23 protein-coding genes are annotated in these 25,756 nt (G+C 61.3%); 12 read left to right on the forward strand and 11 right to left on the reverse strand.

The features are described 5' to 3' along the window. Positions 1 to 115: 115 nt before the first annotated feature. Positions 116 to 2,068, reverse strand: a complete 1,953-nt coding sequence (locus GZ092_RS09300) for a sigma-54-dependent Fis family transcriptional regulator (protein ID WP_293636113.1) — start codon at positions 2,066 to 2,068, stop codon at positions 116 to 118. A 522-nt stretch (positions 2,069 to 2,590) separates the two neighbouring features. Between GZ092_RS09300 and GZ092_RS09305 the strand changes: the two genes are divergently transcribed. The 7 genes from GZ092_RS09305 to GZ092_RS09335 all read left to right on the forward strand — a co-directional run bounded on the left by GZ092_RS09305 (position 2,591) and on the right by GZ092_RS09335 (position 10,445). Beyond that, positions 2,591 to 3,175: a cupin domain-containing protein gene (locus GZ092_RS09305; RefSeq protein WP_363254407.1), complete on the forward strand. Its 585-nt coding sequence runs from the start codon at positions 2,591 to 2,593 to the stop codon at positions 3,173 to 3,175. A gap of 791 nt (positions 3,176 to 3,966) precedes the next feature. Then, entirely contained in the window at positions 3,967 to 4,767 is an 801-nt protein-coding gene (locus GZ092_RS09310) for a bacteriorhodopsin-like (protein ID WP_293636114.1), read from the forward strand. A 101-nt stretch (positions 4,768 to 4,868) separates the two neighbouring features. After that, positions 4,869 to 5,822 carry a polyprenyl synthetase family protein gene (locus GZ092_RS09315; protein ID WP_293636115.1) on the forward strand — a complete coding sequence of 318 codons (954 nt, stop codon included), beginning with the start codon at positions 4,869 to 4,871 and terminating at the stop codon, positions 5,820 to 5,822. Positions 5,823 to 5,826: 4 nt separating this feature from the next. Then, positions 5,827 to 7,359 (forward strand): phytoene desaturase family protein, encoded by a 1,533-nt coding sequence (gene crtI, locus GZ092_RS09320; RefSeq protein ID WP_293636116.1) that lies wholly within the window; start codon positions 5,827 to 5,829, stop codon positions 7,357 to 7,359. Further along, positions 7,356 to 8,258: a phytoene/squalene synthase family protein gene (locus tag GZ092_RS09325; protein WP_293636117.1), complete on the forward strand. Its 903-nt coding sequence runs from the start codon at positions 7,356 to 7,358 to the stop codon at positions 8,256 to 8,258. Before crtI ends, GZ092_RS09325 begins: the two co-directional genes overlap by 4 nt. A gap of 10 nt (positions 8,259 to 8,268) precedes the next feature. Continuing rightward, complete coding sequence (locus GZ092_RS09330) at positions 8,269 to 9,483, forward strand: lycopene cyclase family protein (protein WP_293636118.1); 1,215 nt, start codon at positions 8,269 to 8,271, stop codon at positions 9,481 to 9,483. Continuing rightward, entirely contained in the window at positions 9,483 to 10,445 is a 963-nt protein-coding gene (locus GZ092_RS09335) for a beta-carotene 15,15'-dioxygenase, Brp/Blh family (protein ID WP_293636119.1), read from the forward strand. Before GZ092_RS09330 ends, GZ092_RS09335 begins: the two co-directional genes overlap by 1 nt. A 349-nt stretch (positions 10,446 to 10,794) precedes the next feature. Here GZ092_RS09335 and GZ092_RS09340 read toward each other — a convergent pair whose 3' ends face one another. Together GZ092_RS09340 and GZ092_RS09345 are read right to left on the reverse strand one after the other, a co-directional pair. Then, positions 10,795 to 12,093 carry a lytic murein transglycosylase gene (locus tag GZ092_RS09340; protein ID WP_293636120.1) on the reverse strand — a complete coding sequence of 433 codons (1,299 nt, stop codon included), beginning with the start codon at positions 12,091 to 12,093 and terminating at the stop codon, positions 10,795 to 10,797. A 9-nt stretch (positions 12,094 to 12,102) separates the two neighbouring features. Further along, positions 12,103 to 12,300, reverse strand: a complete 198-nt coding sequence (locus GZ092_RS09345) for a hypothetical protein (RefSeq protein ID WP_293636121.1) — start codon at positions 12,298 to 12,300, stop codon at positions 12,103 to 12,105. Between the two features lie 161 nt (positions 12,301 to 12,461). On the opposite strand from GZ092_RS09345, the gene GZ092_RS09350 reads away from it, so the two are divergent. Beyond that, positions 12,462 to 13,313, forward strand: a complete 852-nt coding sequence (locus GZ092_RS09350; RefSeq protein ID WP_293636122.1) for a DNA/RNA non-specific endonuclease — start codon at positions 12,462 to 12,464, stop codon at positions 13,311 to 13,313. Positions 13,314 to 13,324: 11 nt separating this feature from the next. After that, positions 13,325 to 13,573, forward strand: coding sequence for a hypothetical protein (locus tag GZ092_RS09355; protein WP_293636123.1), 249 nt, complete (start codon positions 13,325 to 13,327; stop codon positions 13,571 to 13,573). Here GZ092_RS09355 and GZ092_RS09360 read toward each other — a convergent pair. The 3 genes from GZ092_RS09360 to GZ092_RS09370 form a co-directional block, all read right to left on the reverse strand. After that, the gene (locus GZ092_RS09360; protein ID WP_293636124.1) at positions 13,557 to 14,399 is read right to left on the reverse strand and encodes a DUF4239 domain-containing protein; all 843 of its coding nucleotides are present in this window, start codon (positions 14,397 to 14,399) and stop codon (positions 13,557 to 13,559) included. The genes GZ092_RS09355 and GZ092_RS09360 overlap by 17 nt on opposite strands. Before the next feature lie 85 nt (positions 14,400 to 14,484). Continuing rightward, the gene (gene ybaL / locus GZ092_RS09365) at positions 14,485 to 16,203 is read right to left on the reverse strand and encodes a YbaL family putative K(+) efflux transporter (protein WP_293636125.1); all 1,719 of its coding nucleotides are present in this window, start codon (positions 16,201 to 16,203) and stop codon (positions 14,485 to 14,487) included. Between the two features lie 14 nt (positions 16,204 to 16,217). Next, entirely contained in the window at positions 16,218 to 17,678 is a 1,461-nt protein-coding gene (locus tag GZ092_RS09370) for a bifunctional aminoglycoside phosphotransferase/ATP-binding protein (protein WP_293636126.1), read from the reverse strand. Positions 17,679 to 17,879: 201 nt separating this feature from the next. Between GZ092_RS09370 and GZ092_RS09375 the strand changes: the two genes are divergently transcribed. The 3 genes from GZ092_RS09375 (at position 17,880) to queC (ending at position 19,593) form a co-directional block, all read left to right on the forward strand. Further along, on the forward strand, positions 17,880 to 18,461 hold the full coding sequence (locus GZ092_RS09375) for a hemerythrin domain-containing protein (protein ID WP_293636127.1): 582 nt from the start codon (positions 17,880 to 17,882) through the stop codon (positions 18,459 to 18,461). 43 nt (positions 18,462 to 18,504) lie between these two features. After that, positions 18,505 to 18,756 (forward strand): GlsB/YeaQ/YmgE family stress response membrane protein, encoded by a 252-nt coding sequence (locus tag GZ092_RS09380; protein ID WP_293636128.1) that lies wholly within the window; start codon positions 18,505 to 18,507, stop codon positions 18,754 to 18,756. A 108-nt stretch (positions 18,757 to 18,864) separates the two neighbouring features. Then, positions 18,865 to 19,593 (forward strand): 7-cyano-7-deazaguanine synthase QueC, encoded by a 729-nt coding sequence (gene queC / locus GZ092_RS09385; protein ID WP_293636129.1) that lies wholly within the window; start codon positions 18,865 to 18,867, stop codon positions 19,591 to 19,593. A 168-nt stretch (positions 19,594 to 19,761) separates the two neighbouring features. Here the strand turns inward: queC and GZ092_RS09390 are convergent, their stop codons facing one another. The 5 genes from GZ092_RS09390 to GZ092_RS09410 are packed head-to-tail and all read right to left on the reverse strand — an operon-like array spanning position 19,762 to position 25,753. Continuing rightward, positions 19,762 to 21,381 (reverse strand): MFS transporter, encoded by a 1,620-nt coding sequence (locus GZ092_RS09390; RefSeq protein WP_293636130.1) that lies wholly within the window; start codon positions 21,379 to 21,381, stop codon positions 19,762 to 19,764. Positions 21,382 to 21,393: 12 nt separating this feature from the next. Further along, positions 21,394 to 23,229, reverse strand: coding sequence for an ABC transporter ATP-binding protein/permease (locus GZ092_RS09395; RefSeq protein ID WP_293636131.1), 1,836 nt, complete (start codon positions 23,227 to 23,229; stop codon positions 21,394 to 21,396). 20 nt (positions 23,230 to 23,249) lie between these two features. Beyond that, entirely contained in the window at positions 23,250 to 24,254 is a 1,005-nt protein-coding gene (locus GZ092_RS09400) for a 5'-nucleotidase (protein ID WP_293636154.1), read from the reverse strand. A gap of 49 nt (positions 24,255 to 24,303) precedes the next feature. Next, the gene (locus GZ092_RS09405) at positions 24,304 to 24,912 is read right to left on the reverse strand and encodes a histidine phosphatase family protein (RefSeq protein WP_293636132.1); all 609 of its coding nucleotides are present in this window, start codon (positions 24,910 to 24,912) and stop codon (positions 24,304 to 24,306) included. Between the two features lie 4 nt (positions 24,913 to 24,916). Beyond that, on the reverse strand, positions 24,917 to 25,753 hold the full coding sequence (locus tag GZ092_RS09410) for an adenosylcobinamide-GDP ribazoletransferase (protein ID WP_293636133.1): 837 nt from the start codon (positions 25,751 to 25,753) through the stop codon (positions 24,917 to 24,919). Between the last annotated feature and the right edge of the window lie 3 nt (positions 25,754 to 25,756).

The following is a 25,756-nucleotide window of genomic DNA, read 5'->3' on the forward strand; positions in this document are numbered from 1 at the left end:
GCGTGACGGGTGTCACGGATGCCGGGCGTGACACCTGTCACGCGGCGGGCGTCATACCTCGCGCGCAGGACGCCTCAAGCGGCTGGGGCGTCAGGCGTCCTGAAGGCGCTGCGGCTCAGGCGTCAGCGCCGCCGTCGCGCTGGTTCGGCGAGGCAATGCCCCAGCGCTGCATGCGGCGGTACAGCGTCATGCGCGACAGGCCCATGCGGCGGGCCGCTTCGGCCACGTTCCAGCGGGTGGCGGCCAGGTGTTGCCGCAGTTGTGCCGCTTCGCCCGATGCCGGGACAGTCAGCGCTGCTGGCGCCCGAAAAACAGGTGTGGCACCCAGGTTGTCGGGCAGGTCGTGCAGCGCAATGCAGCCGTGGCTGCACAGGCTGCGCGCGTATTCGATCACGTTGTGCAGCTCGCGCAGGTTGCCTGGCCAGCGGTGCGCCAGCAGCCGCGCGCGCGCATCCAGGGACAGCGCCAGCGGGGCCGTTTCGTCGCCCTCGCGCGGGATCGCCAGCAGGCGGTCGATGAGCCAGTCCAGGTCGGTGCGCTCGCGCAGCGATGGCAGCACCAGTTGCGCGCCGTTGAGGCGGTAATACAAATCGGCGCGAAAGTGGCCTTCGCGCACCAGCGCCTCCAGGTCGCAGTGGGTGGCGGCGATCACGCGGATGTTCACCGGCACCGGCCGCGTGGCGCCCACGGGCAGCACCTCGCGCTCGGCCAGCACGCGCAGCAACCGGGCCTGCAGCGCCAGCGGCATGTCGCCGATCTCATCGAGGAACAGTGTGCCGCCGTCGGCCTCTTGCACCAGCCCGCGCTTGCCGCGCGCGCCCGCGCCAGAGAAGCTGCCGGGCAGGTAGCCAAACAGCTCACTCTCGGCCAGTGCTTCGGGAATGGCGGCGCAGTTCACCGCCACAAACGGGCGGTTGCGCCGCTCGCCGCTGGCATGCAGCGCTTTGGCGAAAAATTCCTTGCCGCTGCCGGTTTCTCCCGTCAGCAGCAGCCCGATGGGTGAGTTGACAAAGCGCGCCGCCCGCGCAATCTGCCGCGTCAGCGCCGCGTCGCCGCCGCACAGGGCTGCCAGGGGCGCGGGCGGCGGTTCCACGCGGGCCGATGCAGCTGGACGCTCGGCGGGCGCAGTGGGCGCAGGCGAGGCCAGCAAAAACAGCAACTGACCCGAGCCCGCCACGGTGACGGCGCGGCGGTCTGCCGGGCAGGCGTGCAAAAAGCGCCCCAGCTCGTCCAGGCGCGCGTTGAACAAGCGCTCGAATGCGACGCCGATCAGCGGTCCGGCGACGCAGTCCTGCAGCAGCAACTGCGCCCGGCGGTTGTGGCCGATCACCCGGCCCGCCGCATCCAGCGCCAGCAGATAGTCCGGGTTGACTTCCAGGAACTGCGGTGAGGCCGACAGGCGCAGCACCCAGTCGTGCCTGAACTGGCGCAGGAAACTGGCATTTTCAATGTGCTGGGCATAAATCTGGACCATCTGCAGCGCCATGTGCTGGCTTTCCTTGCTCTGCGGCGAGCGCAGCGCCGAGATGTCCAGCACCGCGTTGAGCCGGCCGCGTCCGTCGAACACCGGCGCGGTGGTGCAGGTCAGTGGAATGTGGGTGGCGTCGAAATGGTCGCCCTGGTGCACCGTTAGCGCCTGACCGGTGCTGATACAGGTGCCGACGCCGCAGGTGCCGGCCAGCGGCTCGCTCCAGTCCGACCCCAGGTAGAGGCCAGCGCGGCGCAGCGAATGGTCGCTGTTCAGGTCGCCGATGAAATCAACGGTCACGCCGCGAGCATCGGTCAGCAGCACCACATAGCCCAGACCGGCCACATGCTGGTAGAGCGCCTGCATGCCGCTGCGCGCGATCTGCAAAAACTCGTCCATCTGCTCCTGGTGCTCGCGCAGGCGCTGGCTGGGCAAAATGATGGCGTCCTGCATGCGCGTCGGGTCAAGCCGGTAGTCGCGCGCGCAGCGGCGCCATGATTCGTGGATGAGGCCTTCGCCGGCTGCGCCGGGCGGGCCGATGTCGCGGCCTGTCACCGTCTGCAGAACCCTGTCGATGTGCTCGCGCTGGTGCGTCTGCATAGCTTGTCTCCTGGTTGCGCGCATGCGGCCAGTGCCCATGGCATGAGGTCTCTTTGGACCACCGTCACTATAGGTTGTGCCATCGGCACGGTCAATCCGGTGACTCCCGCCTGGTGGCTATCGTGGGTTTGGGCAGTGTGTCTGGCACCCCCCAGCCCGAGCTTTGCACGCCCTGCGTGAACAGCTGTGTGAGCGGAACACAAAGTGGAATGGCAAAACTGATGCTCAAGAGGAAGGGCTAACAGAATGTTCATAACATCGGAACCTGGAGCAAGTTTCTGAGTCAGCCTTGATTACTTCGGTAGTTCTCCTGGATCGCATCGCATCGGATCGGATCGGATCAGACCAGTTGCCTGGCTCCTTTTTCAGTCATTCTTGACTGCGGCAACAGGCAGAACCTGGCAACAACCTTCCTTTTATCCAGGGGGTTGATCAGCTGACTGATACAGATTCTTTTCAAACAGTAATTCGAAAAATTTGGTTGACTGTCCATCAAGGTAATCGGCAACAGGGATCAATTCAATGAACTCAAATTCAGAGTACAGCCAACGTATTGTTCTCAATCATCACGATCTTGATAGGGTTGAAAGTCCACAGGCAGGCGTCGTGCGCCGCATGCTTGACCGTGTAGGTGATGAGGTTGCCAAAGCAACTTCTGTCGTGCGCTATCAACCGGGCTCAAAATTCGAATTGCATACGCATGAATTTAGCGAAGAAATACTGGTGCTCCAAGGCGTATTCAATTATGAAAACGGTGAGTATCCAGCGGGCACCTTCATGATGAATCCTCCCGGTTCATCACACGCCCCACGCAGCAATTCTGGTTGTGTTCTCTTTGTAAAGCTTAGGCATCTGGGGGCTGATCAACAACAAAGAGAAGTCATCGATACACGAACTGCGCAGTGGCTTAAAGGAATGGTGCCGGGCCTCGCCGTCATGCCCTTGATGCGGCAGGGTCTGGGGTCCACACTCGTTCGGTGGGCGCCACAAACCTACTTCAACTCGCACAGGCATTTTGGTGGAGAAGAGATTTTTGTCGTGGATGGCGTGTTGAAGATGAGCTTGGGCGCTACCCGGTCGGCTCATAGATCAGGAGTCCGCACATGAGCATGCACAAGCCGTTCAGTAAAGAAGGTTCCACCATCTTTGTGAAAACCGGGCATTTATTGGGCAATTAGTCCTATATCGGCGTGCCACTTCACTAATCTGCCCCCTCAATGGCGTGGCAAGTTGGATGACTGCTATCGCAGCATTGTTGACTGCGGCGATCAATCAAGCAGCACGCGCGATGAACGGAATGGCTGGACACTGCCAGACGCTTATCAGCGCCAGTCCGCGGTCCATGAGCGTTCTCCGGAGGCCACCTTGCGTTCGACGTTTTTAGCAAGGTGATGCAGGCGGCATGCCCACCTCCGAGAACCGAGTTTTTTGGCGATCCTGGTCATCGACTTCGACCAAGCCAAGTTGTAGAGTTCTGACCATTTCATGACACCTGCGCGTTGTTCGTTGGGATTTCATGAACAGTCCGCCGACTAGCCAGACCGGCAAAGCGATACGGAGCCGTTTAGAGTGACGCAGAGCGCTCACGGATCTCAAAATATTGCCTGTAGCACGTCTCGGCAGACCTTATTCCGGCGACCCATCGGTAGAGTTAAATGTGATGACCTGTCTGACAGGAACTTTTGCTTTTTAAGATGATTTTGCCGCCTTCTGGGAGATCCGAAAGACCTTATTTCTACGGTTATCTGTCATGTTTTTTCAAGTGAAGTTGCAAGATCAGATACACTGAAAATTCATGATTAGTCTGGACTCGTTCATGTGAGATCACTGAAATCATGATTGGTGGAGAACCTTAGGATTCTTTGTTTTAACCGGTCATGCATTTTTTGGAGAACCGCATGATGTTCAAGTTCATTAAATCAAAAACTACAGCGATTTCTAGTATCGGCGCATCCCTGGCTTTAGTTACTGGCCAAGCCTGCGCTGCATCAGGATCTGTATTAAAGCCAGACGATTTCGTCGGAATCAGTTTCTGGCTGATTTCCATGGCGCTGATTGCTTCTACCGTGTTTTTCTTTTTAGAGCGCGACAGGGTGTCGGCGAAGTGGAAAACATCACTCACGGTGTCTGGCCTGGTAACGTTGGTCGCAGCGGTCCATTATTTCTACATGCGAGAAGTATGGGTCACCACGGGCTCGACACCCACTGTGTTTCGCTACATCGACTGGTTAATCACCGTGCCGCTGTTGATGATCGAGTTCTACTTGATCTTGTCGGCTATCGCCAAGGTACCCGCTGGCGTTTTCTGGCGCCTGATGGTGGGCACCCTGGTGATGCTGGTTGGGGGCTATGTGGGTGAGGCGGGTTACCTCAATACATGGATCGCCTTCATCATAGGCATGGTCGGTTGGGCATATATTTTGTATGAAATTTTTGCAGGCGAAGCCAGCAAAATTAACGCCCAAAGCGCTCCTCCTTCTGTGCAATCTGCATTCAATACGATGCGCTTGATCGTGACCTTTGGTTGGGCAATTTACCCGGTTGGTTACTTCTTCGGCTATCTAACTGGTAGCAGCCCTGAAAACAGCGCCAATGCCCTGAATATCATTTATAACTTGGCAGACGTGCTTAACAAAATCGCGTTCGGCTTGATTATTTGGCAGGTTGCAGTGAGCGAAACTGAAAATTCGAAGAAATAAATTGTGCGCAGTTCTTAAAGCATAGGCTTATCGAGAACATGAAAAGTCTATGCACAAGACTGGGTTCATGCACACATGCAGCCTTTTAATCTCGTTTAACCATGCAAACTTGCATCGCAGCCCAGCAACCATCGGTGCTGGACCCTCTATTACCTTTACTGCACGCAGTAGAGAAAAAAATGCTTGGATCCATCCGATCCAACGCACCTAAGTTTTCAAGAGAAACAATGGGGGGCGTCAACGCTGCTGCATACCATTTGAGTACAGGTGGGCAACGCGTCCGAGCCAAGATGGCTCTTCACGCAGGGCTTGCCATTGGTTTGAGCACGACTAACGCAGTCACTATCGCGGCAACTGTAGAACTGCTGCATAACGCGTCGTTGGTTCATGATGACATCCAAGATCGGGATGAGGTTCGACGTGGCCAGCAAGCGGTATGGGTCCGTTTTGGTGTGAATACGGCCATTTGCGCCGGAGATTTATTGTTGTCTGCAGCCTACGCTACGCTTTGCAATCTTGAAGATTCGCGGGCATTGGCCAACATGATTTTATTGGTACACGAACGTGTAGCTACAGCCATAGACGGTCAAAGCGCTGACCTGGCTGCTGGCGCGTCAACATTGAGTGATGACGTAACAGCGCTCGTGCGATACCAGCAAATTGCAATGGCAAAGTCTGGCGCCTTGCTCAGCTTACCTATTGAATTGGTGCTTCTGGCGGCAGGCCAGCAAGTATATTTACCGCACGCATGGCGCGCCGCCGAGGCCTTTGCGGTCGGTTATCAAATCGTCGATGATTTGCATGACTTTCGAAGCAATGTGTCTAATTGCGCTGCGGTAAGTGGCTACAACATCGTTTCCGTTTTTGAAGCAACGGGCTCCGTAAACGATTCAATAGAAAAAGCGAAGTTGCTCGGGCTTGAAAAAATTGATCTTGCTATCGTCTTGGCGAAGCGTTTACCTTACAACATTGGAGAACGTCTGAGAGACTACGCTCAGCAGCTTCGCCATGTCTTGGTTGGGCATAAATCAGAGGCATTGACAGGTGGCAGTTGATAGCTTGAGAACTGATTTTCTTTCTGACGCTAACCGTGAAAATAGCGTCCCGGCTGCAACCCACACGGCTGTTGTCGTCGGGGCAGGTTTTGGTGGTCTGGCTGCAGCGCTGCGTCTTGCCGCACGCGGCGTGCACACAACGGTGGTTGACCGTTTGGGCATGCCCGGTGGACGGGCAGCTGAGTTTGTTCGTCATGCTGAAGGCCAAACTTTTCGATACGACGCGGGCCCCACGGTACTCACCGCACCCGTCCTGTTTGAGGAGTTGTTTTCATTGCTGGGTGAGCGGCTTGAAGACCATGTCGAACTCATGCCCGTCAAGCCTTGGTACCAGATGCAATTCGCCGATGGTTCGCACCTGGACTACGGCGGCACTACTGAGCAAATTCAGTCAGAAATTGCCAAGTTCTCCCAAGCCGATGCTGCGGCTTACCCGGCCTATTTGGCGCACTCGAAGAAGCTTTTTGAAAAAGGCTATGAAGAACTGGGCACGCAGCCGTTTTTGGACTGGCGCGCCATGATCACGGCGCTGCCCGCCATGGCGCGGCTGCGTGCAGACCGCTCGGTTTACGCGCTGACGGCACGGTACTTCAAGCATGAGCACATTCGCAAAGCCTTCAGTATCCAGCCGCTCTTGGTTGGCGGCAACCCGTTTGATACCACCAGCATTTACAGCCTGATTCACTACCTTGAACGCAAATGGGGGGTATGGTTTGTGCGTGGCGGCATGGCGAGGTTGGTAGACGCACTGGTAGCGCTTGCCACTCGCCATGGTGTGCATTTTTTATGGAATGCCGAAGTGGCGGCCATCGAGGTGAGCAACGGCTTGGCGAGTTGCATACGCTTGCGTGATGGCCGCACGGTTCAGGCCGACACTGTGGTTTGCAATGCAGACCCGGGCTATGTGCTGACCCACTTGCTCGCCGGCCCGCACCGCAAAATCGATGCAATAGACCGCAAACAATATTCCATGAGTTTGTTTGTTTGGTACTTCAGCACCAACATCACCTACCCCGGCGTTGCGCACCACACAATTTTGTTTGGTCAAACCTACCGCGAGGTACTCCACAAAATTTTCAACACGCTCGAATTGCCTGAAGATTTGAGCATTTACCTGCACCGCCCCAGTGCAACAGACCCCACTTGCGCACCTGCGGGCCATGACAGCTTTTATGCACTGGTGCCTGTACCCAACTTGCGAGGCGGTATCGCTTGGGAGGGGGTGGCCGAGACATTCAAGGCAGCGCTGCAAGCAACCTTGGCGCAGCGTGCACTACCCCATCTCGAGCAGCACATCGTTGATGATTTTTACGTTACGCCCGAGTACTTTTCAAAAGAGCTGCTGTCACCGTGGGGTGCGGGGTTTTCCATCACACCGACGCTGCTGCAATCTGCGGGATTTCGCTTTCCCAACCGGTCAAAAACCATCCCGAATCTTTATTTCGTCGGCGCAGGCACTCATCCGGGTGCGGGCGTTCCCGGCGTGATGACTTCTGCCAAGGTGGTAGAGCGGTTGATGTTTGGATCTGTGCAATGACACCGCAACACGTGATGGATTTGCATGCCAAGTCTTTCTCATGGGCTGCGCGGTTTTTATTGCCCGAAGCTCGGCGCGATGCCGCGCAACTCTATGCGTTTGCCCGATTGGCAGATGACTTGGCCGATGAAGATGCACTTGGTGAATGGGCCGAACGCATGGCGCAATTGCAAGCGTTGGAAAGCAATGTGCTGAATCCCGGTGCGGGTAGCGAACTGGGGCATCAAGTGGGCAAGATGCTGCGTTCAAAGAGCGTTAACACCGAGGTGGTTCGCAATTTTATGGACTGTTTGATTCAAGACGCCAGCCCGCGATGCATCCAGACCACAGAAGAACTTCTACAGTTTGCGTATGGCGCTGCAGGCACGGTCGGGCAAATGATGTGTCCCATTCTGGGCGCTTCCAACAAAGGGCAACCTTACGCTACGGCTTTGGGCGTGGCGATGCAGCTCACAAATATTGCGCGAGACGTGGTTGAAGACGCAGTGCGCGGGCGCTGCTACATCCCCGCGCAGTGGGGCGTGAGCGCACAAGCGTTACGCGCACCAAAAACCCCAGCACAAGCCGTGCAGAGCTTTGCGACCATCCAAAAGCTGCTGCACTTGGCAGATGACTTTTACGCCTATTCGCAAAAAGGCTTGGTGTACATACCTGCTGGCAATCGCCGGGCCATACGCGTTGCAGCGGCCCTGTATCGCGGCATAGGACAAAAGATTTTGGGTGGAGGCGCAGACCGTTATTGGCGCGGCAGAACATCGCTTGGATGGTTTGAGAAAATAAAATTGATCCTCGCTTGCTACGCGGACGCAGACCAATTTCCCAGCACTGCTGTTAGAGATGTGATGGGCAACGACTTGAAACACCTAGCGCTGGTTCCGGGTTTTCCGGCCAACGTCTGATGCCCTACCCATGGCGTTCGACATCGTCATTGTGGGTGGTGGACTGAGCGGTTTGGCGCTAGCGGCTGAACTGGCGCAAGCCGAGTTTTCAAAGCTGCGGGTGCTGGTGCTGGAGCAGCGTAAAAGCTATGTACGTGACCGTACGTGGAGTTACTGGAAAACGCCGAACAACGTGGCACATCGCTACAGCCACTTAGAGCGGCACCAGTGGAGCCAATGGTGCGTGCGGCAAGGCGTGCGCATCCACCAGCAAGCGTCACCCACTGTCACAAAAGACGGTAAGGACGCTAAAGGGGCATGTTATTGCACGCTTGATGCCGACGCCTTTTATTCAGCGGCACAATGCGCCATCTCGCAAAGCGCTCATGTTGAGTTGCGTTTGGGCACATCGGTGCGGCAAATAACGGGTGGAGACACGCCGAGCGTAGAGACCAGCGAAGGCGAAGTGATACATGCCGCATGGGTATTTGACGCCCGCCCGCCTGCACAAACCACCGCAAACAGCTTGGTGCAGCAGTTTGTCGGATACGAGATAAAAACTGGCAGTGATGTGTTCGACCCCACAACGGTTGAACTCATGCATTTTCAGCCCAGTACTGCTGGCTTGCACTTTTTTTATGTGCTGCCCTACAGCCCGCGCAACGCCCTGATTGAGACAACCTGGATTTCCCCGGCATCATTCAAGCCGAACTTCGGCGCTGAATTGCAGCAATTTACAGCAAGCTTTTTCGGATCGGCCGCCTATGAAGTGGTGTATGAAGAAAAAGGCGCTCTGAACCTAAGCTTGCGCGCCACCACGCCCAACAATGCGTTGCACGTAGCACCTTTGGGGCGCGGGGCCGGAACCTTGCGCGCTTCAACCGGGTACGCATTTTTAGAGACGCTGGCGCACGCAGCGCAAATAGCTGCCTCCCTTAAAAGCCATGCCAGCATGGAAAAACTGAACCATTGGGTACCCGTGGCATTTAAGCGACGGGCGCTGGATGAGTGGATGGATACGGTTTTTTTACAAGTGCTGGAGCGCGACTGGAGTAAAAGCTCGTGGTACTTCATGCAACTGTTTGAGCGGCTCGATGCCGACACGATGGTTGCGTTTTTAAGCGGCAGGGCAAGCTGGCGGCAACGTCTGTTGGTGGCTGGTGCGCTGCCAACCTTACCTTTCGCGGCGCAGGCGTTGTCAATAGGGATTGACCGAGCGCCGAGATTCTCGGGAGACCGTCGCTGATGCCCTCCCGACTATTTTTTAAGCAGCCACTTGTGATGCTTTCGCTGACGGTGCTGGCCATACTGGCTTTAGCCACGTTGCGTTACCTAGACCAAAACTTTGCGCGAGCTGGGCTATGGTTCTTTGTAAGTCTGACTTTAACGACTGGTTTTTTCCACGGTGCTCTTGATATCGTGTTGATGCAGCACGAGTTTGTCGGCGCACGCCGGTTGGCAAGCGCTTTGGTTCTGTATGTTGGGGCGGTCGTGCTGCTCGCGATGTTATGCGCGCACAGCGGCTGGTTGATGGTGCTGGTGTTGCTAGCCATGTCGATCTGGCATTTCGGCGAACCGTATGGGCGCTGGGGGCTCAGCACGTGGAAACAGGGCGCATGGACGCAGCGCGTCATTGCCGGTGGCGCACCTGTTCTGTTGCCCGCACTGCTGTCAGCCCAAGCGCTGCAAGCTGTTATGCCAATGGCTGTTGGCCTGGACGCAGCGTGGGCGTGGACGATCTGGCAAACCCTTGCCTGGCTGTGGATAGGCCTGTGCGTATTAAGTCTCGCCGTGTTGCGCCAACGGCTGTTCAATAAACCGCTTTGGGCAGAGGTCGCCGTGGTTTTCGTACTCAATCTGGTGCTATCGCCGCTCATGGCGTTTTCAGTTTACTTTGGCGCTCTTCATTCCGCTGCACATATTTTCAGGATTGCTGCAAGGCACCATCACGGCGCAGCAATCGAGAAGGCAAACGGGACAAATAGCAAGATCAATCAGCCGATCGGCATGGCTATCGTCGTCACCAGCCTGACCACTTTACTGCTACTGCTTACATTGGCGTGGTACCTGCAAAGTGCGTCTATCGCCGCCAGTGAGCACCATAGTCTGCTTAACGGGCTGCTGGTTGCTCTGACCGCTGTCACGCTGCCTCATCTGGTCCTGGTGAGCCGCAACGCCCATTGGCTGACGGCCCAATCGTCTACCTAGCCAATCAAGGAGTGACCGATAAAGGGTGGGATGTAATCAAAGCCGGTTCTAATTCCGTTTCTATATCCAATAGGCAATCCCTCGGCTTTGCCGGGAGATGATGACTTGCATGCCATTGCACACAAGTCACCCATCGTTGAACTGCCGGGCATGGCATGCGCAAACGCTGGCGTGACCACACGAATCATTTTGCAGACGGTTGCTGGCCATGACAATCCAGAAAATTGGCTGGTTGTTATGAGATCGGCATAGTGGGCAGATTATTATCGGCACCAACAACCGTGACGATTTGGTGGCAAGCGGCTGCACGCCTGCCAAACCTCAACGTCAAGGCGCTACGAATGTCGCCTCACTGCAGGCGTTGCAGAAGGTCTTGTGTCGGATAGCCGTCCGCCGGCAGGTCCAGGCTGCGCTGGTATCTGCGAATGCCGTCCCGCGTGGCCGGGCCCATCATTCCGTCGGGCGTGCCGCTGTCGAAGCCACGTGCATTCAGCGTCGTCTGCAATGCCAGCAACTGGCTGCGCGTCAGTGCCGGCAAATTGCGCGGCCAGGATGCCTGCACCGCAGGGCCGCCGACCAGCTGTTGTGCCAGCAGGCCGACGGCGAGCGCATAGCTGGTCGAGTTGTTGTAGCGCAGGATCGTGCGAAAGTTGGCGCCGACCAGGAAGGCCGGCCCGCGCGCACCGGCCGGAAGCAGGATGGAGCCGTCGGCCAGCGCAGGCAGCGGCGTGCGGTCCATCGATTGCACACCTTCGTTCGTCCATGCTGAAGCGGGCTGTCGCACACCGTCGTCGGCGCGCGCATAGTCGAAGCCGGGCGGCAATGTCACCTCCAGTCCCCACGGCTGGCCGGCTTGCCAGCCCGAGTTGGCCAGGAAGTTGGCGGTTGACGCCATCACATCGGCGACGCTGCCCCAGATGTCGCGACGGCCATCGCCATCGGCATCGACCGCATAGGCCAGAAAGTTTGAAGGCAGGAACTGGGTCTGGCCCATCGCGCCGGCCCACGAACCGATCATTTGCGCGCGTTCAATGTCACGGTTCTGCAGGATTTTCAATGCGGAAAGCAACTGGTCACGCGCCCATGCCTCGCGTCTTCCCTCGAAACCGAGCGTTGCCAGGGCGTCAATGGTCGGGATGTCGCCGACGTAGCCACCGTAATTGCTCTCCATCCCCCAGATCGCGACGAGAATCTCTGTCGGGACGCCGAAGCGCCCTGCAAGGGCATCGGTTTGGGGACGCAGCTGCAGCAGCTTGTCCTGGCCGCGCATTATTCGCTGCGGTGACACCGCGTTGTCGAGGTAGTCCCATACCGTGCGGGTGAACTCGGGCTGGGCCCGATCCAGCTCAATGACACGTGGTACCAGACGGACGTTGTCAAAGGCGATGTGGAGCGTGGCTTCGTCGATGCCGGCTGCCCGTGCGAAGGTGCTGAATTCAGCCACCCATCGGGCAAATTTCTGGCTGTGCGCTACCTCGTCGGATTCGGCGCGCGTCGGATTGACGCCGGCCGTCGATGGGGCTGTCAGCGCGGGGGCGACTGAGGGGGCCGAAGCGCAACCCGCAACCGCGAAGATTGCCAGCAATGTGGAAACAAGCCTGCTGTGGCCTGACACGGAAAAGCGATAGGGTCTTTGCATTGCTGCCATTCTCGCTGTTCAATGCAAGCAGACTGATTTGAAGGCAGCAGCGTTCATGACGTTGCACTGCGCGCGCTCGTCCTGCACGGGCCGACGTGCCGGCAGCAAACTGCCATTGCGCAGCAATGGCCAGTGCGGCTGCTGCGCTTTCGTGATGATCTGCTGCATGCGCGTCGCGTCCAGCCGGTCATCGCGCGCATGCGTGCCGGGATTCATGAATGATGCTGTCACCGACGTCTGTACGTTACGCCGCCGGGGCGGTCAATTCGGCCCCTCCCGACCGGTTGCGCGCGGTGTGGTTTCAGGCGGTCCTGAAGGGCGTTGCCCGCTTGAGGCACACTGGCCGCCCTTTGAAAGTTATTCCCCGGTTTTTACACATGCTCCGTTCACTGGTTTTCTCGCTGTCCGTCCTGGTCAGCGCATCCGTTTTAGCGGGCACTGCCTGCCCCCAGCACTTCGCCGCCGGCCAGCCCCCGGTCCTCATCAACCCTAAACTCCAGCCGCGCACCCAAGAACTCTGTTTCCGGGCGTTTGCCGTATTGCATTCAGGCCTGACCCGCACGCCGCTGTATGCGGCCGAGCACCTGACGCGCCAGAACGTGAAGAATGCGGCCAAGCTGTCGCGCAAGGATTCCTTTCATGCCGAGGATGCTCTGCCCGAGAGCGACCGGGCCGAACTCAGCGATTACGAACGCTCGGGCTACGACCGGGGCGACATGGCGCCGAACGCCAACTTTGCCACTCGCAAGGCCCAGGCCGAGTCGTTTTCTCTGGCCAACATGGTGCCCCAGGCGCATGAGAGCAATGCCGGCGTGTGGGCCGGCATCGAGAGCGCGACGCGCCAGCTGGCAAGCGCCGAAGGCGACATTTATGTCGTCTCGGGCCCGGCCTTCATCGGCGGCAACCTGAAGAAAATCGGCAATGTGCTGGTGCCCACGCACGTCTGGAAGGTGATCTACAGCCCGGCGCAGCAGCGCGCCGGCGCCTACCTGATCACCAACGACGACACCCGCGACTATGCGGTGGTCTCCGTCTCGAAGCTGGAAAAGATGGTCGGCCTCAGCCTGCTGCCCGGTCTGCCGCAACAGGTGCGTGATGCCGGCATGGCGCTGCCCAAGCCCGAGCCCCGGCAGGACCGGCGAAAGAAAATCAAGCCGCAAGATGAATTCACCCTGCGCGATTTCACCAGCCTGTTGATGGATGCCCTTAACCGCGCGATGAAACATTAAGGAAAAATGCCATGAACCACTTCAAACCCTATGCCAACGAAAGTGATGTCATCCGCATCGGCGCGCTGGAGATCGAGAACCGCACCGACCGCGTTTCGCTCACCGGCGACGTGGTGCTGACCCGGGACCAGGCCGGCCTGGCACTGGCCAGGGAACTGCAGGCGCTGATCGGCCAGGTGGTCCAGGCGCTGCAGGCCGAAGAAAAGCTCCCCGAGACCGTCGAGGTCAAGCCTGCGCAGGTCGTCAAGAACCCTTTTTGAGCTTCTGGGCCAAGGGCTTTTCCAGCGCTGGCAGCCACACCGGCGCGGCGCTTTGCAAACCGTGCACCGCCGCCGCGATTGGCGCAGGCGACACCGACGCCGGCGGCTGGAAGGGGTTGCCCTGTATCAGCACAATCGCCGCCGTGGGCGCGGCGGCCAGTGCAAACAGGACCATCGCCACCAGAGCCGCGCGCGCGTTGTCCGCATGCACCACGGCCAGCGACACCAGCGTGAGCCAGCCGAGGAAGGCCATGCCCAGCCACTTGAGCGGATTGACATGGGTTTGCGACAGGCCGATGCGCTGGTCGCGCTCGCCCTGAATGTCGCTGACCTTGCGCAGCATCAGCGCATGCACCGTGTCCGGCAGGGCGCTGGCGATGTCCTGGCTGGCCAGCAGCCTGAGCAGGGCATCGGCCCGCTCGGGCACCTGCGCGCCGGACTGGCGCCGCGCCAGCAGCGGCCACTCGCTAGCGCTGGCCTGGCCGTAGCCGGCAACGGCCGCGCGCACCCGGCCCTGCAGCGGCTCGGGCAGCGATGCCGACAGCGTGACCAGGCTGCGCAGCGCATCGGCTTCGCGGAATACGGCATTGGTGGCGCGGTCATGCGCGCTCCAGGTGTCGTTGGCCAGGAAAGCCAGCGTCAGCCCGAACAGCACGCCGATGATGTTGATGAAGGGCGGCGCCACGCCGGCCAGCGACCGCGCCCAGGCCGCCCAGCGCGACCGGCACAGCAGCCACTGCAGGCCCGCCACACCCAGGCCGGTCCCGACCACGGCGACCAGCGCATACAGGTAGTGGTCATAGGTTTGCAGCAGTTCAGGGTTCATGGCGGGTCAACAGGCGGGGAAGGGCAAAGAAGAGCGCAGGGCGGCGCAAGGGTACCGGTGAGTGTCTCCGGCTTCGGGGATACTTTTATGCATGGCCGGCCGCCGCTGGCTTGGGCGGCGGCTCGAAGCGTTGCAGCACATGGCAGGCCATGCCCCGGGCCAGTTCTTCCTCGCCCAGAAAAACCGTTCCAATGCCGTCCCGGCGCAGCAGTTGCAACTCGTCCTCGCTGTGGGTGCGCAGCACGATTTCGATGGACGGGTTCAGCGTGCGGGCGGTGTCCACCATCTGGCGGACGTTGAGGGTGTCGGGTGTGGCCACCACCAGCATGGCGGCGTTGGCAATGTGCGCCTGGACCAGCACCGCCGGGTCGGTCGCATTGCCTGACACGGCGGCCATGCCCTGGTTGCGCAGGTCCTCGACCAGTTCGCGGTTCTGCTCGGCCACCACGAAGGGAATGCCGCGCTCCTGCAGCGCGCCCGCAATGCGCCGCCCCACCCGGCCATAGCCCACCAGCACGACCTGTCCGTGCAGGAATTGGTTGTCGGTGCTGACCGGCAGCTCGGCGTAAGGGTCGCCGCGCTGCTCCAGGCGACGCGCCAGACCGGAGTGTTCGAGCAGCCAGCGCTGCAACGGGACAATGCCGGCGAACAGCAGCGGGTTGAGCGCCATCGAAATCAGCGCGCCGGCCAGCACCAGGCTCATGCCCTCGGTTGGCAGCAGTGCCAGCGACAGTCCCAGTCCGGCCAGGATGAACGAGAACTCGCCAATCTGCGCCAGGCTGGCGGCGACGGTCAGCGCGGTGTTGAGCGGATAGCGCAACGCCACCACCAGCACCAGCGCGGCCATGGCTTTGCCAACGATGATGATGGCCACCACGCCGAGCACATGGGCCGGCGCCTGCACCAGGATGGCCGGCTCGAACAGCATGCCAACCGACACGAAAAACAGCACCGAGAACGCATCGCGCAAGGGCAGCGACTCATGCGCCGCGCGGTGGCTGAACTCGGACTCGCGCATCACCATGCCGGCAAAGAAGGCGCCCAGCGCAAACGACACATTGAACAAGGCCGACGCGCCGTAGGCAATGCCGATGGCCGACGCCACGACGGCCAGGGTGAACAACTCGCGCGAGCCGGTGCGCGCCACCTGCCAGAGCATCCACGGCAGCGCGCGGCGGCCGACGATCAGCATCAGCGCGATGAACGCCGACACGCCGAGCAGCGTCTGTCCGATGGTGCGCCACAGCGGCGCGGCGCCTTCCATGGCCGGCGCTCCACCGAGCACGCCAGCCAGCGGCGGCAGCAGCACCAGCACCAGCACCGTGGCCAGGTCTTCGACCACCAGCCAGCCCACGGCAATGCGGCCGTTCATGGTGTCGAGCACGCCACGCGCTTCCAGCGCCTTGAGCAGCACGACGGTGCTGGCGCACGACAGCGACAGCCCGAAGATCAGGCCGGCGCTCCAACTCCAGTCCCACCACCATGACAGTGCCATGCCGAGCAGCGTGGCCAGCGTCATCTGCACCACCGCGCCTGGAATGGCAATGCGCTTGACCGCCATCAGGTCGGCGAGCGAAAAATGCAGCCCGACGCCGAACATCAGCAGCATGACGCCGATTTCCGAGAGCTGCGAGGCGATGTGCACGTCGGCGACAAAACCCGGTGTCGCCGGGCCGATCAGGATGCCTGCAACCAGGTAGCCGACCAGCGCCGGCACCTTCAGTCGCTCGGCGATGAAGCCCAGGATCAGCGCCATGCCGAAGCCGGCAGCGATGGTCGTGATGAGGGGGATGTTGTGTTCCATGCCGCAGGCTGGTTTCAGGAGCTGGATGCCGGGAGGACGTGCCGCAGTTCGTCGCCGGTGAGCGGCTCGGCGGACAGGCGCAGCGGGTCAAGCAATTCGACGGTGGCTTCCGACGCATCGCCGCGACGCGCCTGCAGGCGTTCACGCAGCTCCTGCGGCGGCGCCTGGCAGTCGATGATTGAAAACGGCACGCCCAGGTCGCCGGCCAGCGCCCGTGCCTGCGCACGCTCGTCGCGGTGCAGGAAAGCGGCATCGAGAATGACCGGCCAGCCCGCCTCCAGCGACCCCCTTGCCAGCCTGAACAGCTGCGCATAGGTGCGGGCCGTCGCCTCCGGCGTGTACACGTCCAGCCCGCTGGCACGCGAATCGGCCAGCATGCTGAGCCCGAACAGGCGCTTGCGCTCCACGTCCGAGCGCAGCCGAATGGCGCCTTCGCGCTCCAGCACCCTTTGCGACGCAAACGTCTTGCCCGAGCCCGGCAGGCCGTGGGTGATGAACAGGCGGGGCTGGCCGGGCTGCGCCAGCGCCAGCGCGGTGTCCAGGTAGCGGCGCGCATCGGCTTCATGGCCAGCGCCGTTGAGGTGTTCGACGTGCGCCCGCACCAGGGCGCGGTACAGCAGAGAAAAGCGCAGCGCCGGCAGGCCGGCATGGTCGCCGGTGCCATCCAGCCAGTGGTTGAGCAGCCGCCAGGCAAAGTCGGCCCGGCCGCGGGCCATGAAGTCCATCACCGGAAAGGCGATGTCGTCCAGCACATCGATCCAGCGCAGTGCCGGGTCGAACTCGATGCCGTCGAACGCCGCCACGCCGCCCGCCAGGCTGACCACATTGTTCAGGTGCAAATCGCCGTGGCATTCGCGAACCCGGCCTGCATGGCGGCGCTGCGTCCACAGCGATTGCAGGGCGGCCGCTTGGGCTTCGATCCAGTCGTGCAACTGCACCTGTTCGGCCGGGCTGGCCACCGCCAGCGCGCCCTGGAGCGCGGCCCGCGCCGCCGTGTGCCGGGCTTCGGCTCTGGCGAATCCCGCTGCCGGTTCGGCCGGCGCCTGGCTGTTGTGAAAATCGGCCAGCAGCGCGGCCAGCCTGTCAACGTCGAGGCTGGACAGCGTTCCGGCCGCGAGCTGTTCGGCAAACAGCGCACCTTTTGGAAAACGGCGCATATGCACCGCGTATTCCAGTGCCGCCCCGCTGCCGTCCAGTTGCGGCGCCTGCCGGGTGCCGGTAATGCGTGCCAGGCCCAGGTAGAGCGAAGGCGCCAGCCGGCTGTTGAGCCGCAGTTCCTCCTCGCAAAAATGCCGGCGCGCCTGCAGCGCGGTGTAGTCGACAAACGGCAGCCGCACCGGTTTCTTGATCTTGTAGGCGCTGTCTCCCGCCAGCAAAACCCAGGAGATGTGGGTTTCGATCAGGTCGGCCCCCAGCCTGCTGGCAAGGGCGCCGACCAGGGTTCGGGCCTGGTCAAGCGAATGGATGTTGGGCATGGCCTGCAAGTTAGCACATGCCGTGGGCCGATGCCTTTTCCGGTTGTGCATCAATTGCCGAACAGCGGCGGGCGCGCGGATTGTGCCTGCTCCTACGCTGGTTTGCGCGTTTTCCGACAGGGTCTGCAAGTGCTGTCGTGGGAATCTCTGTCTGTCCGGCATGTGTCGGCCCATGACTTAAGCAACCACGAGGAAACCACCATGGCAACTACAGCCGCCGCCAAAAAGCCATCAACGGCCAGCGCCAGGAAATCACCGGCCCGGGCACCTGCCAGGGCCAAACGGGAAAAGGACGCCTGCGACCTGCTCGATGCGGATCACAAGGCCGTCAAGGCCCTGTTCAAGGAATACGAAAGCCTCACCGAAAGCCGCAGCCGTTCCACCGCCAGGAAGCGCCAGCTGGCTGACCAGATTTGCAAGGAACTGACCGTTCACGCCACCATCGAGGAAGAAATCTTCTACCCGGCAGTGCGCAAGGCCATCAAGGACAACGGCCTGATGAACGAAGCCACGGTGGAGCATGCCAGCGCCAAGGACCTGATCGCGCAGATTAAGGGCATGGACACGGGCGACGACCTGTTCGATGCCAAGGTAACGGTCCTGGGCGAATACATCGACCACCATGTCAAGGAAGAGCGTGCCGAGATGTTCACCAAGGCGCGCGCCAGCAAGCTGGACCTGGTCGGCATGGCCGGGCAGCTCAAGCAGCGCAAGGACGAACTGATGGCGCAGGAAGAACACAAAGCGGCCACGCCGGCTGCCAAACTGTCCGTAGCCGCCTGACCCTGCAACGTCCCGAGTTTTTTAACCATCCTGAAAGAAAAAAATGAGCATTATCTGGACCATCATCATTGGCTTGATTGTCGGCATCGTTGCCAAGTTCCTGATGCCAGGCCGCGACCCGGGCGGTTTTGTCATCACGGCAATCATCGGTATCGTCGGCTCCGTCATTGCCACCTATCTGGGTCAGGCACTCGGGTTTTACCGGCCCGGGGAGTCCGCCGGATTCATTGCCGCTGTCCTGGGTTCGATCATTTTGCTGTTCCTCTACCGCATGGTGACCGGCCGGAAAGCCTGAGCATTCCGCATGGTCCTGAACCGCCGGAACGGCTGTTCAGGCCCAGGCCTTGAATTCAACAGCGCGGAGGGCAGGCGACAATAAGGAAAATTTCCCTTCGCCTTTGTCATGAACCTTCCTGCCTCCACTTCCCGCGCCCACACTTCTGCCCTGGTCCTTTTTTCAGGCGGGCAGGATTCCACCACCTGCCTGGCGCAGGCACTCAGCAAATACCAGCGCGTCGAGACCATTGCCTTTGACTACGGACAGCGCCACCGGGTGGAACTCGATGCCCGGCTGAACGTGCTGCGTGAGCTCAAAAGCCAGTTTCCGGCATGGGCTGAAAAACTCGGCGACGACCACCTGCTCGACCTGGCGGTGCTGGGCCAGGTCAGCGACTGCTCGCTGACGCGTGACGTGGCTTTCAAGATGGAAAGCTCCGGTTTGCCCAATACCTTTGTGCCGGGGCGCAACCTTCTGTTCCTGACGCTGGCAGCGGCGCTGGCCTACCGGCGCGACCTGCAGGTGCTTGTCACAGGCGTTTGCGAAACCGATTTTTCGGGCTATCCCGACTGCCGCGACGACACCATGAAGGCCATGCAGCTGGCGCTGTCGCTCGGGATGGACAAGCGCTTTCTCGTTGAAACCCCGCTGATGTGGATCGACAAGGCCGACACCTGGGCGCTGGCCGAGTCGCTGGGCGGCCAGCCGCTGGTGGACCTGATCATCGAGCACACCCACACCTGCTACCTGGGCGACCGTGTCCATCGCCATGCGTGGGGCTACGGCTGCGGCGAGTGCCCGGCTTGCGAGTTGCGGGCGCGCGGCTTTGAGCGGTTTGTCCTGGGCCCGCCCTGAGATTCACTGGAAAAATCAACTTGGCTCTGCCTCAAGGTAGTCAAGATGCGCGGCAGTTTTGCTCCTAAATTTATAGCTTCTTGCGCAATACAGGCGTGCGCAATGGGCCTATTTGGCTTGCAAGATACGTTTTTCAGGGAGAAGGTTGAGCCTGGTTCCTGTAGCCGGTCAGGTCCGTGCCAGCGCTTCCACCACGCAGCGCGTCACCACCGGCGGCCCGTCGCCAATGTGAAAGGCCAGCTTGCGCTCGCGCAGTGCCACGTCGCTTGCGGTGACGCGGTCAAAACGCCGCAGGTGTTCTGTCCACGATTCATCAACGATCTGCTCAATGAAGCGCCCCGGCTGGTTCATGTCGCGCAGCAGTTCCCATTCCAGCGCGCCCTGGCGCAGGCGGCTGCGGCGGCTCATCCGCATGATTTTGTGAAAATCGTCGGCCCGCGCCGGATCGATCAGGTATTCAATCGTCATCACCATCCGGCCGACGCCCGGCGGCGCATCGGTTACCGGCATCTTGAATTTGCGCGAGGGCGTCAGGTCTTCCTCGATGCTGAGGTCGCGCACCCAGTATTGCGCCAGCAGCATGGTGACGGTGCCGCTCACGGCCGCCACGAGCAGAGCGGTCGGCACATCGGTCACCGTGGCCACCTGGCCCCACAGCGCTGCGCCCAGCGCGCTGGAGCCCATGATGGCCATCTGGTACATCGACATGCCGCGCGCCCGCACCCAGTCGGGCAGCGCCAGTTGCGCCGAAACGCTGAGCGAATTGGCACAGGTGATCCAGGCCATGCCATTGAGCATCATGGCCGGCACGGCCACCCAGGAATTCGGCGCCAGGGCCATGATGGCAGTGGACACCGACTGCAGCATGACCGAGCGCAGCACCAGCGTGTCTCGGGTCATCATCTGGCGCAGGCGCGGCAGGAACAGGGCAGCCGCGATGGCGCCTGATCCCATCGACGCCAGCAGCAGCGTGAAGGTGCCCGCGTTCCCGCCGTGCAGGCCGCGCGCCACCAGCGGCAGCAGCGCCAGCAAGGCGGTCGAATGCAGGAAAAACAGCGCCACCCGCAGCAGCACCGCGCGCAGCCGGGTGGACTGGCTGACGAACTGCAGCCCGACCCGCATGGCGCTGACAAGGCGCTCGCGGCCCAGCGGGCTGGGCACATGCTCGCGCCGCCAGCGCATGATCACAAAGCCCGAAATGATGGACAGCACGGCGTTCAGCACGAACACATATTCGGTGCCGGCGCTGGCAATCAGCGCGCCGGCCACCAGTGGCCCGACGATGCGCGACGCATTCATCGAAATGCCGTTCAGCGCCAGAGCCGCCGGCAGCTGGCTGCGTGGCACCAGCTCGGGCACGATGGCCGAAAACACCGGCCAGCGCATCGCCAGGCCAATGCCGTTGGCAAAGGTCAGCGCCAGCAGCAGCGCCGGCGTCATGACGCCTGAAATGACGGCAATGCACAGCAGCGTGGCCACGCCGGCCACCCAGAACTGCGTCATGATGAAGTAACGCCGCCGGTCCAGGATGTCGGCCAGTGCGCCGCTGGGCAGGCCGAGCAAAAACACCGGCAAGGTGGAGGCCGACTGCACCAGCGCCACCCAGAGCGGCGTGCTGGTCATCGACGTCATCATCCAGGCGGCCGCCACGTCGTTCATCCACATGCAGATGTTGGCTGTCAGCCAGACCGTCCAGAGCATGCGGAACGCCGGCCGCTTGATCGGTCCCCAGGGCGAAAGGGACGGTGCTTCGGCGGGCGATGAGGGGGAAGTGGCTTCTTCAGGCATGGCCTGACATTCTCAAACCTTTTCGGCCAACCCGCTGTGAGGGGTTTCATGCACCCGGTACAGGGCGGGCGCGCCTTCGGGCAGTTTCTCCAGTTCCCAGAGTTTGTCGTGAAAGGCTGCCACAGTGGGGCGGTGGGCAATCGACACCAGGCTGCCGTGGGCCGACCTGACGCTGGCCAGCAGCTTCTGGTAGATGGTTTTCTCTGCGGCTTCGTCGAGCGCGCTGGTGGCTTCGTCGGCAAAGATCCAGCGCGGTTTTTTCAGCAGCACCCGGGCAATCGCCAGCCGCTGCTGCTCGCCGCCGGACAGCTTCTGGCTCCAGGCGTCTTCGTCGTCGAGCCGGCCAGTGAGTTGCGGCAACATTGCGTCAATCAGCGCCTGCTTGAGGGCCGCGTCGTCGTATTGCGCGGCGGGCTGCGGATAGGCCAGCGCATTGCGCAGGCTGCCATCGGGAAAGTAGGGGCGCTGCGGAATGAACATGGCGTCTGCGGGCAGTTGCGTCTGGCCGGTGAAAAAAGGCCAGATGCCCGCCAGCGCCCGGAACAGCGTCGATTTGCCGCTGCCCGACGGACCCTTGAGCAGGATGCTTTCGCCCGGCCCGGCCTGCAGCGACACGCTGCTGAGCAGGGTCGCGCCGGTCGGCAGCCTGAGCGACAAATCGTTGACGGCCAGCGTGCCCGCTGCCAGCGGCTTGGCAGAATTTGCTACTGAATTGCTAGCTGCCTGCATCCGTCCCTGTTGCGCTACGGCACTGATATTGTCTTCAAAGCTGGTCAGCCGGTCGGTCGTGGCGCGCCAGGCCGCCAGACTGCTGTAGTTGTCAACCAGCCAGCTCAGCGAGTCCTGCACGCGGCCAAAGGCGGATGAAATCTGGATCAGCTCGCCGAGCTGGATGGCGCCGCTGAAAAAGCGCGGCGCCGCCACGATGAAGGGAAACACCACCGCCGCCTGGCCGAAAAAGTTGGTGAACCAGACCAGGTTTTTCTGCTTCTTGATCAGCTTGAGGTAGTTGGCCAGCACGGCGGCAAAGCGCGTGTCGAGCTGCGCCCGTTCCACCGCTTCGCCCTTGTCCAGCGCGATGGATTCGCTGTATTCGCGCACCCGCACCATGTGGTGCCGGAAGTCGGCCTCGACCTGCTGCTGCTGGAAATTGAGCTTGATCTGCGGCCGGCCGATGTAGTGGGTGATGACGCTGCCAATGACGCAGTACAGCACCGCCATCCACACCATGAAGCCGGGAATCGAATAGCTGGCACCGTTGAAATTGAACGCAAATGCGCCCGACAGCGTCCATAAAATGCCGACAAAACTCACCAGCGTGACCACCGCGTTCAGCAGCCCCATGCTCAGCGAGATGCTGTAGGTGGTGAACAGGTTGATGTCTTCCTGAATGCGCTGGTCCGGGTTGTCCGGCGGGCCCGCGCTGGCATGGCCCTCACCGGTGAAGCGTGCCAGTTCCATCTTGTAGAACGCATGGTCGCTCAGCCAGCGCTTCAAATAATGCGCCGTCATCCAGGCGCGCCAGCGAACTTCCAGCAGTTGCGTCAGGTAGAAGCGGTAGACAGCGATGATGATGAAGGCAAACGCCAGGTAGGTGAAACGTCCAAGCTGCGTCCAGAACACCGCCGCATCCTTGTTTTGCAGCGCGTCGTAGAACACCCGGTTCCACTCGTTGAGCAGCACCAGCATGTAGACCGCGCCCAGGTTCAGCAGCACGATGGCGGCCAGCAGGCCGCGCGCCTTCCATTTGTCCTCGGAGCGGAAGTAGGGCGCCGACAGCGCCCAGACGCGGCTTTTGAAATGGTTGAAGTCGCGGAGCTTTTGGGCAATGCGTGAAAGCAGGTTCATTCAGGATTCTCTGGAAAAAGTCACAACAGCGGATTCGACACGCCGCTGACCACATGGCCCGAAGGCACATGCAGGGCGGCCGAGTTGACATGGCCGGTCTGGTCGTCAAAGAAAAAATCGGGCTCGAACTCGCGCAGGAATTCGCCCTTGGCCAGGCCGCCGAGGAACATCGCTTCATCGACCTCGATGTTCCAGTCCATCAACGTGCGAATCGCCCGTTCATGCGCCGGCGCGCTGCGCGCCGTGACCAGTGCGGTGCGGATGCTCATGCGCGAGGTGCCGGCCTGCTGCAGCCGCTGCAGGGCTTCGAGCAGCGGCTTGAATGGACCGGCCAGAAGCGGCTGCGCGGCCTTGTCGCGTTCGTGCGCCTGGAAAGCACTCAGGCCCTGGGCCTGAAACACCAGTTCGGCCTCGTCCGAAAACAGCACCGCATCGCCGTCAAAGGCAATCCGCACCTGGTTCGGATGCGCGTCGCTGGCCCGGGCCGATTGTGGATAGACCTGCGCCGCCGGCACGCCCGCCTGCAGGGCGGCGCGCACGTCGCTGAGATGCGTGGACAAAAACAGGTTGGCGTGCAGCGGCTTGAGGTAGCGCCACGGCGGCGCGCCGCGGTTGAAGGTGCCGCGCTGGATGTTCAGGCCGTAATGCTGCGCCGAGCGGAACACCCGCATGCCCGAGACCGGGTCGTTGCGCGACAGCACCACCACTTCGACACGCTGGCGGGGCGCGCCTGGACTTGCGCTTTCCCCGATGCTTTCGGGCGCATCGTTGAAGGCCAGCAGCTTCTGGACCAGCGAAAACGCCACGCCGGGTTTGGCCGGTACATCTAGCCGCTCCAGTTGCAGCTTCATGTAGGCCGCGTCTTTCTTCACGCCCGGCGGCATGGTCGGGTCAATGCCTGGGTCAATGGCTGGGTTACTGGCTGGGTCAAGGCCGGTTTCAAACACCTGGTTTTCTTCCTCGAAATCAAACAGCGCGCGCGAGGAAATCGCCACCACGAGCTGGCCTTCAAGACTTGCCGACATGGGTTTGCCCCTTATTGCGTTGTTTTTTATGAACTCTGGCGCGCCGCCGTCACGGGCCGGCGTGCCGCTTGACCAGCCGCCATTGTCCATATTTCGGCGCGTCCAGCGGCCACTGGTCAGCGCGCTCGACATGGCGCTGGCCTTGGGCCAGCAGTTCGACCGCCCGGATCACACCGGCATGGGTGATCCACAGCACGCCGCCTGTTTCTTGCTCCCTCGCCCTTTGGGAGAGTGCTGGGGTGAGGGTCTGCGACGGCGGCGTCAAGTCATCGAACGCTGCGCCGACGCGCGCCATGAACGCCGTCACGCTTTCGCCGTCATGCCCCACTTTGTAATGCGCAAAGTCGCCTGTCCAGGCCTCAAGTTCAGAGCGGGCAATGGCCTGCCAGGCGCGGCCTTCCCACTGGCCAAAATCCATTTCCTGCAGCCGGGTATCGGTTTTATAAGCCAAATCAGGCCTTAGCGCATGCAGGGCTTGCGCCAGCTGCTCACATCTTTGTAGCGGCGAGCTGATGACGCGGCTACCGACGGGAAGCCGCTCGGCCAGCGCTTGAGCGCATTCGGCGGTGGCATCGGCATCCGCCGCCATATCCAGCCGGCCGTAGCAGGTGCCGGCATCGATCAGCGGTTGCGCATGGCGGACCAGCCAGAGGTTCATGCGGTCAAAGGCTAACGGCCAGCCCCAGGTAAAACGCGATTTCGCAGACCTGCTGCGTGGTGCCCAGGCAATCACCAGTGAAGCCCTGCAGCCGGCGCCTGAAAAAGCGCAGCAGCCACAGCAGCGCCAGCACGGACAGGCCGCAGGCAAACGTTAAATTGATAGCATCAAACACAGGACTGGCAAGCGCAAGGGTACAAAAACACCATAAAAATGCAATTCCCAGCCCGGCCCCCGAGATCTGGTCGGCCAGCGGCTTGGATTTGGACGTGGCGGTGTCGCCCACATGCGGCAGCAATCGGATCATCACCAGCGGCAGGGTGCGCGACACCACATGACCCAGCCACAGTGCGGCGCACACATACCAGCCGCCAAAAGCCGGTGTGTCCCCGGCATCGCCAATCATCTCGACCGAGCCGAGCAGCGCCAGCAGCGCCACCTTGCACAGCAGCGCCAGCACCAGCGCCATGGCGCCGAATGCGCCGACGCGCGAGTCCTTCATGATTTCCAGCGCGCGCTCGCGGTCGTAGCTGCCGCCCAGGCCGTCGGCCACGTCGGCCAGGCCGTCTTCATGAAAGCCGCCGGTGAGCCAGACCGTGGCGACGGTGGACAGCGCTGCAGCCACCAGCGGCGTGAAGGCGGTGTCGGGCAGGAACAGCACCAGCAGCGCAAAGACCCCAGCCCCCGCACCGCCAATCACCACGCCGATGCCTGGAAAATGCGCGGCGCTGGCGCGCAGCATCTCGGGGCTGTAGCCCACCCATTCAGCCAGCCGGCCGGTGACCGGGATGCGCGTGAAAAACTGCAGGGCCAGCAGGTAGTGGCGAATGAACCGGACCATCAA

It is taken from the genome of Polaromonas sp., from assembly GCF_010365105.1.
Lineage (GTDB): Bacteria > Pseudomonadota > Gammaproteobacteria > Burkholderiales > Burkholderiaceae_C > Polaromonas.

What these genes read in the sequence shown, in the direction of transcription:
- GZ092_RS09305 (WP_363254407.1), top strand. Translation starts at nt 2,591, where the DNA reads ATGAACTCAAATTCAGAGTACAGCCAACGTATTGTTCTCAATCATCAC.
- GZ092_RS09410 (WP_293636133.1), bottom strand. Translation starts at nt 25,753, where the DNA reads ATGGTCCGGTTCATTCGCCACTACCTGCTGGCCCTGCAGTTTTTCACG.
- GZ092_RS09310 (WP_293636114.1), top strand. Translation starts at nt 3,967, where the DNA reads ATGATGTTCAAGTTCATTAAATCAAAAACTACAGCGATTTCTAGTATC.
- GZ092_RS09375 (WP_293636127.1), top strand. Translation starts at nt 17,880, where the DNA reads ATGGCAACTACAGCCGCCGCCAAAAAGCCATCAACGGCCAGCGCCAGG.
- GZ092_RS09325 (WP_293636117.1), top strand. Translation starts at nt 7,356, where the DNA reads ATGACACCGCAACACGTGATGGATTTGCATGCCAAGTCTTTCTCATGG.
- GZ092_RS09400 (WP_293636154.1), bottom strand. Translation starts at nt 24,254, where the DNA reads ATGTCGGCAAGTCTTGAAGGCCAGCTCGTGGTGGCGATTTCCTCGCGC.
- GZ092_RS09340 (WP_293636120.1), bottom strand. Translation starts at nt 12,093, where the DNA reads ATGGCAGCAATGCAAAGACCCTATCGCTTTTCCGTGTCAGGCCACAGC.
- GZ092_RS09355 (WP_293636123.1), top strand. Translation starts at nt 13,325, where the DNA reads ATGAACCACTTCAAACCCTATGCCAACGAAAGTGATGTCATCCGCATC.
- GZ092_RS09360 (WP_293636124.1), bottom strand. Translation starts at nt 14,399, where the DNA reads ATGAACCCTGAACTGCTGCAAACCTATGACCACTACCTGTATGCGCTG.
- GZ092_RS09395 (WP_293636131.1), bottom strand. Translation starts at nt 23,229, where the DNA reads ATGAACCTGCTTTCACGCATTGCCCAAAAGCTCCGCGACTTCAACCAT.
- GZ092_RS09335 (WP_293636119.1), top strand. Translation starts at nt 9,483, where the DNA reads ATGCCCTCCCGACTATTTTTTAAGCAGCCACTTGTGATGCTTTCGCTG.
- GZ092_RS09330 (WP_293636118.1), top strand. Translation starts at nt 8,269, where the DNA reads ATGGCGTTCGACATCGTCATTGTGGGTGGTGGACTGAGCGGTTTGGCG.
- GZ092_RS09300 (WP_293636113.1), bottom strand. Translation starts at nt 2,068, where the DNA reads ATGCAGACGCACCAGCGCGAGCACATCGACAGGGTTCTGCAGACGGTG.
- queC (WP_293636129.1), top strand. Translation starts at nt 18,865, where the DNA reads ATGAACCTTCCTGCCTCCACTTCCCGCGCCCACACTTCTGCCCTGGTC.
- GZ092_RS09405 (WP_293636132.1), bottom strand. Translation starts at nt 24,912, where the DNA reads ATGAACCTCTGGCTGGTCCGCCATGCGCAACCGCTGATCGATGCCGGC.
- GZ092_RS09315 (WP_293636115.1), top strand. Translation starts at nt 4,869, where the DNA reads ATGCAAACTTGCATCGCAGCCCAGCAACCATCGGTGCTGGACCCTCTA.
- GZ092_RS09390 (WP_293636130.1), bottom strand. Translation starts at nt 21,381, where the DNA reads ATGCCTGAAGAAGCCACTTCCCCCTCATCGCCCGCCGAAGCACCGTCC.
- GZ092_RS09380 (WP_293636128.1), top strand. Translation starts at nt 18,505, where the DNA reads ATGAGCATTATCTGGACCATCATCATTGGCTTGATTGTCGGCATCGTT.
- GZ092_RS09345 (WP_293636121.1), bottom strand. Translation starts at nt 12,300, where the DNA reads ATGAATCCCGGCACGCATGCGCGCGATGACCGGCTGGACGCGACGCGC.
- ybaL (WP_293636125.1), bottom strand. Translation starts at nt 16,203, where the DNA reads ATGGAACACAACATCCCCCTCATCACGACCATCGCTGCCGGCTTCGGC.
- GZ092_RS09370 (WP_293636126.1), bottom strand. Translation starts at nt 17,678, where the DNA reads ATGCCCAACATCCATTCGCTTGACCAGGCCCGAACCCTGGTCGGCGCC.
- GZ092_RS09350 (WP_293636122.1), top strand. Translation starts at nt 12,462, where the DNA reads ATGCTCCGTTCACTGGTTTTCTCGCTGTCCGTCCTGGTCAGCGCATCC.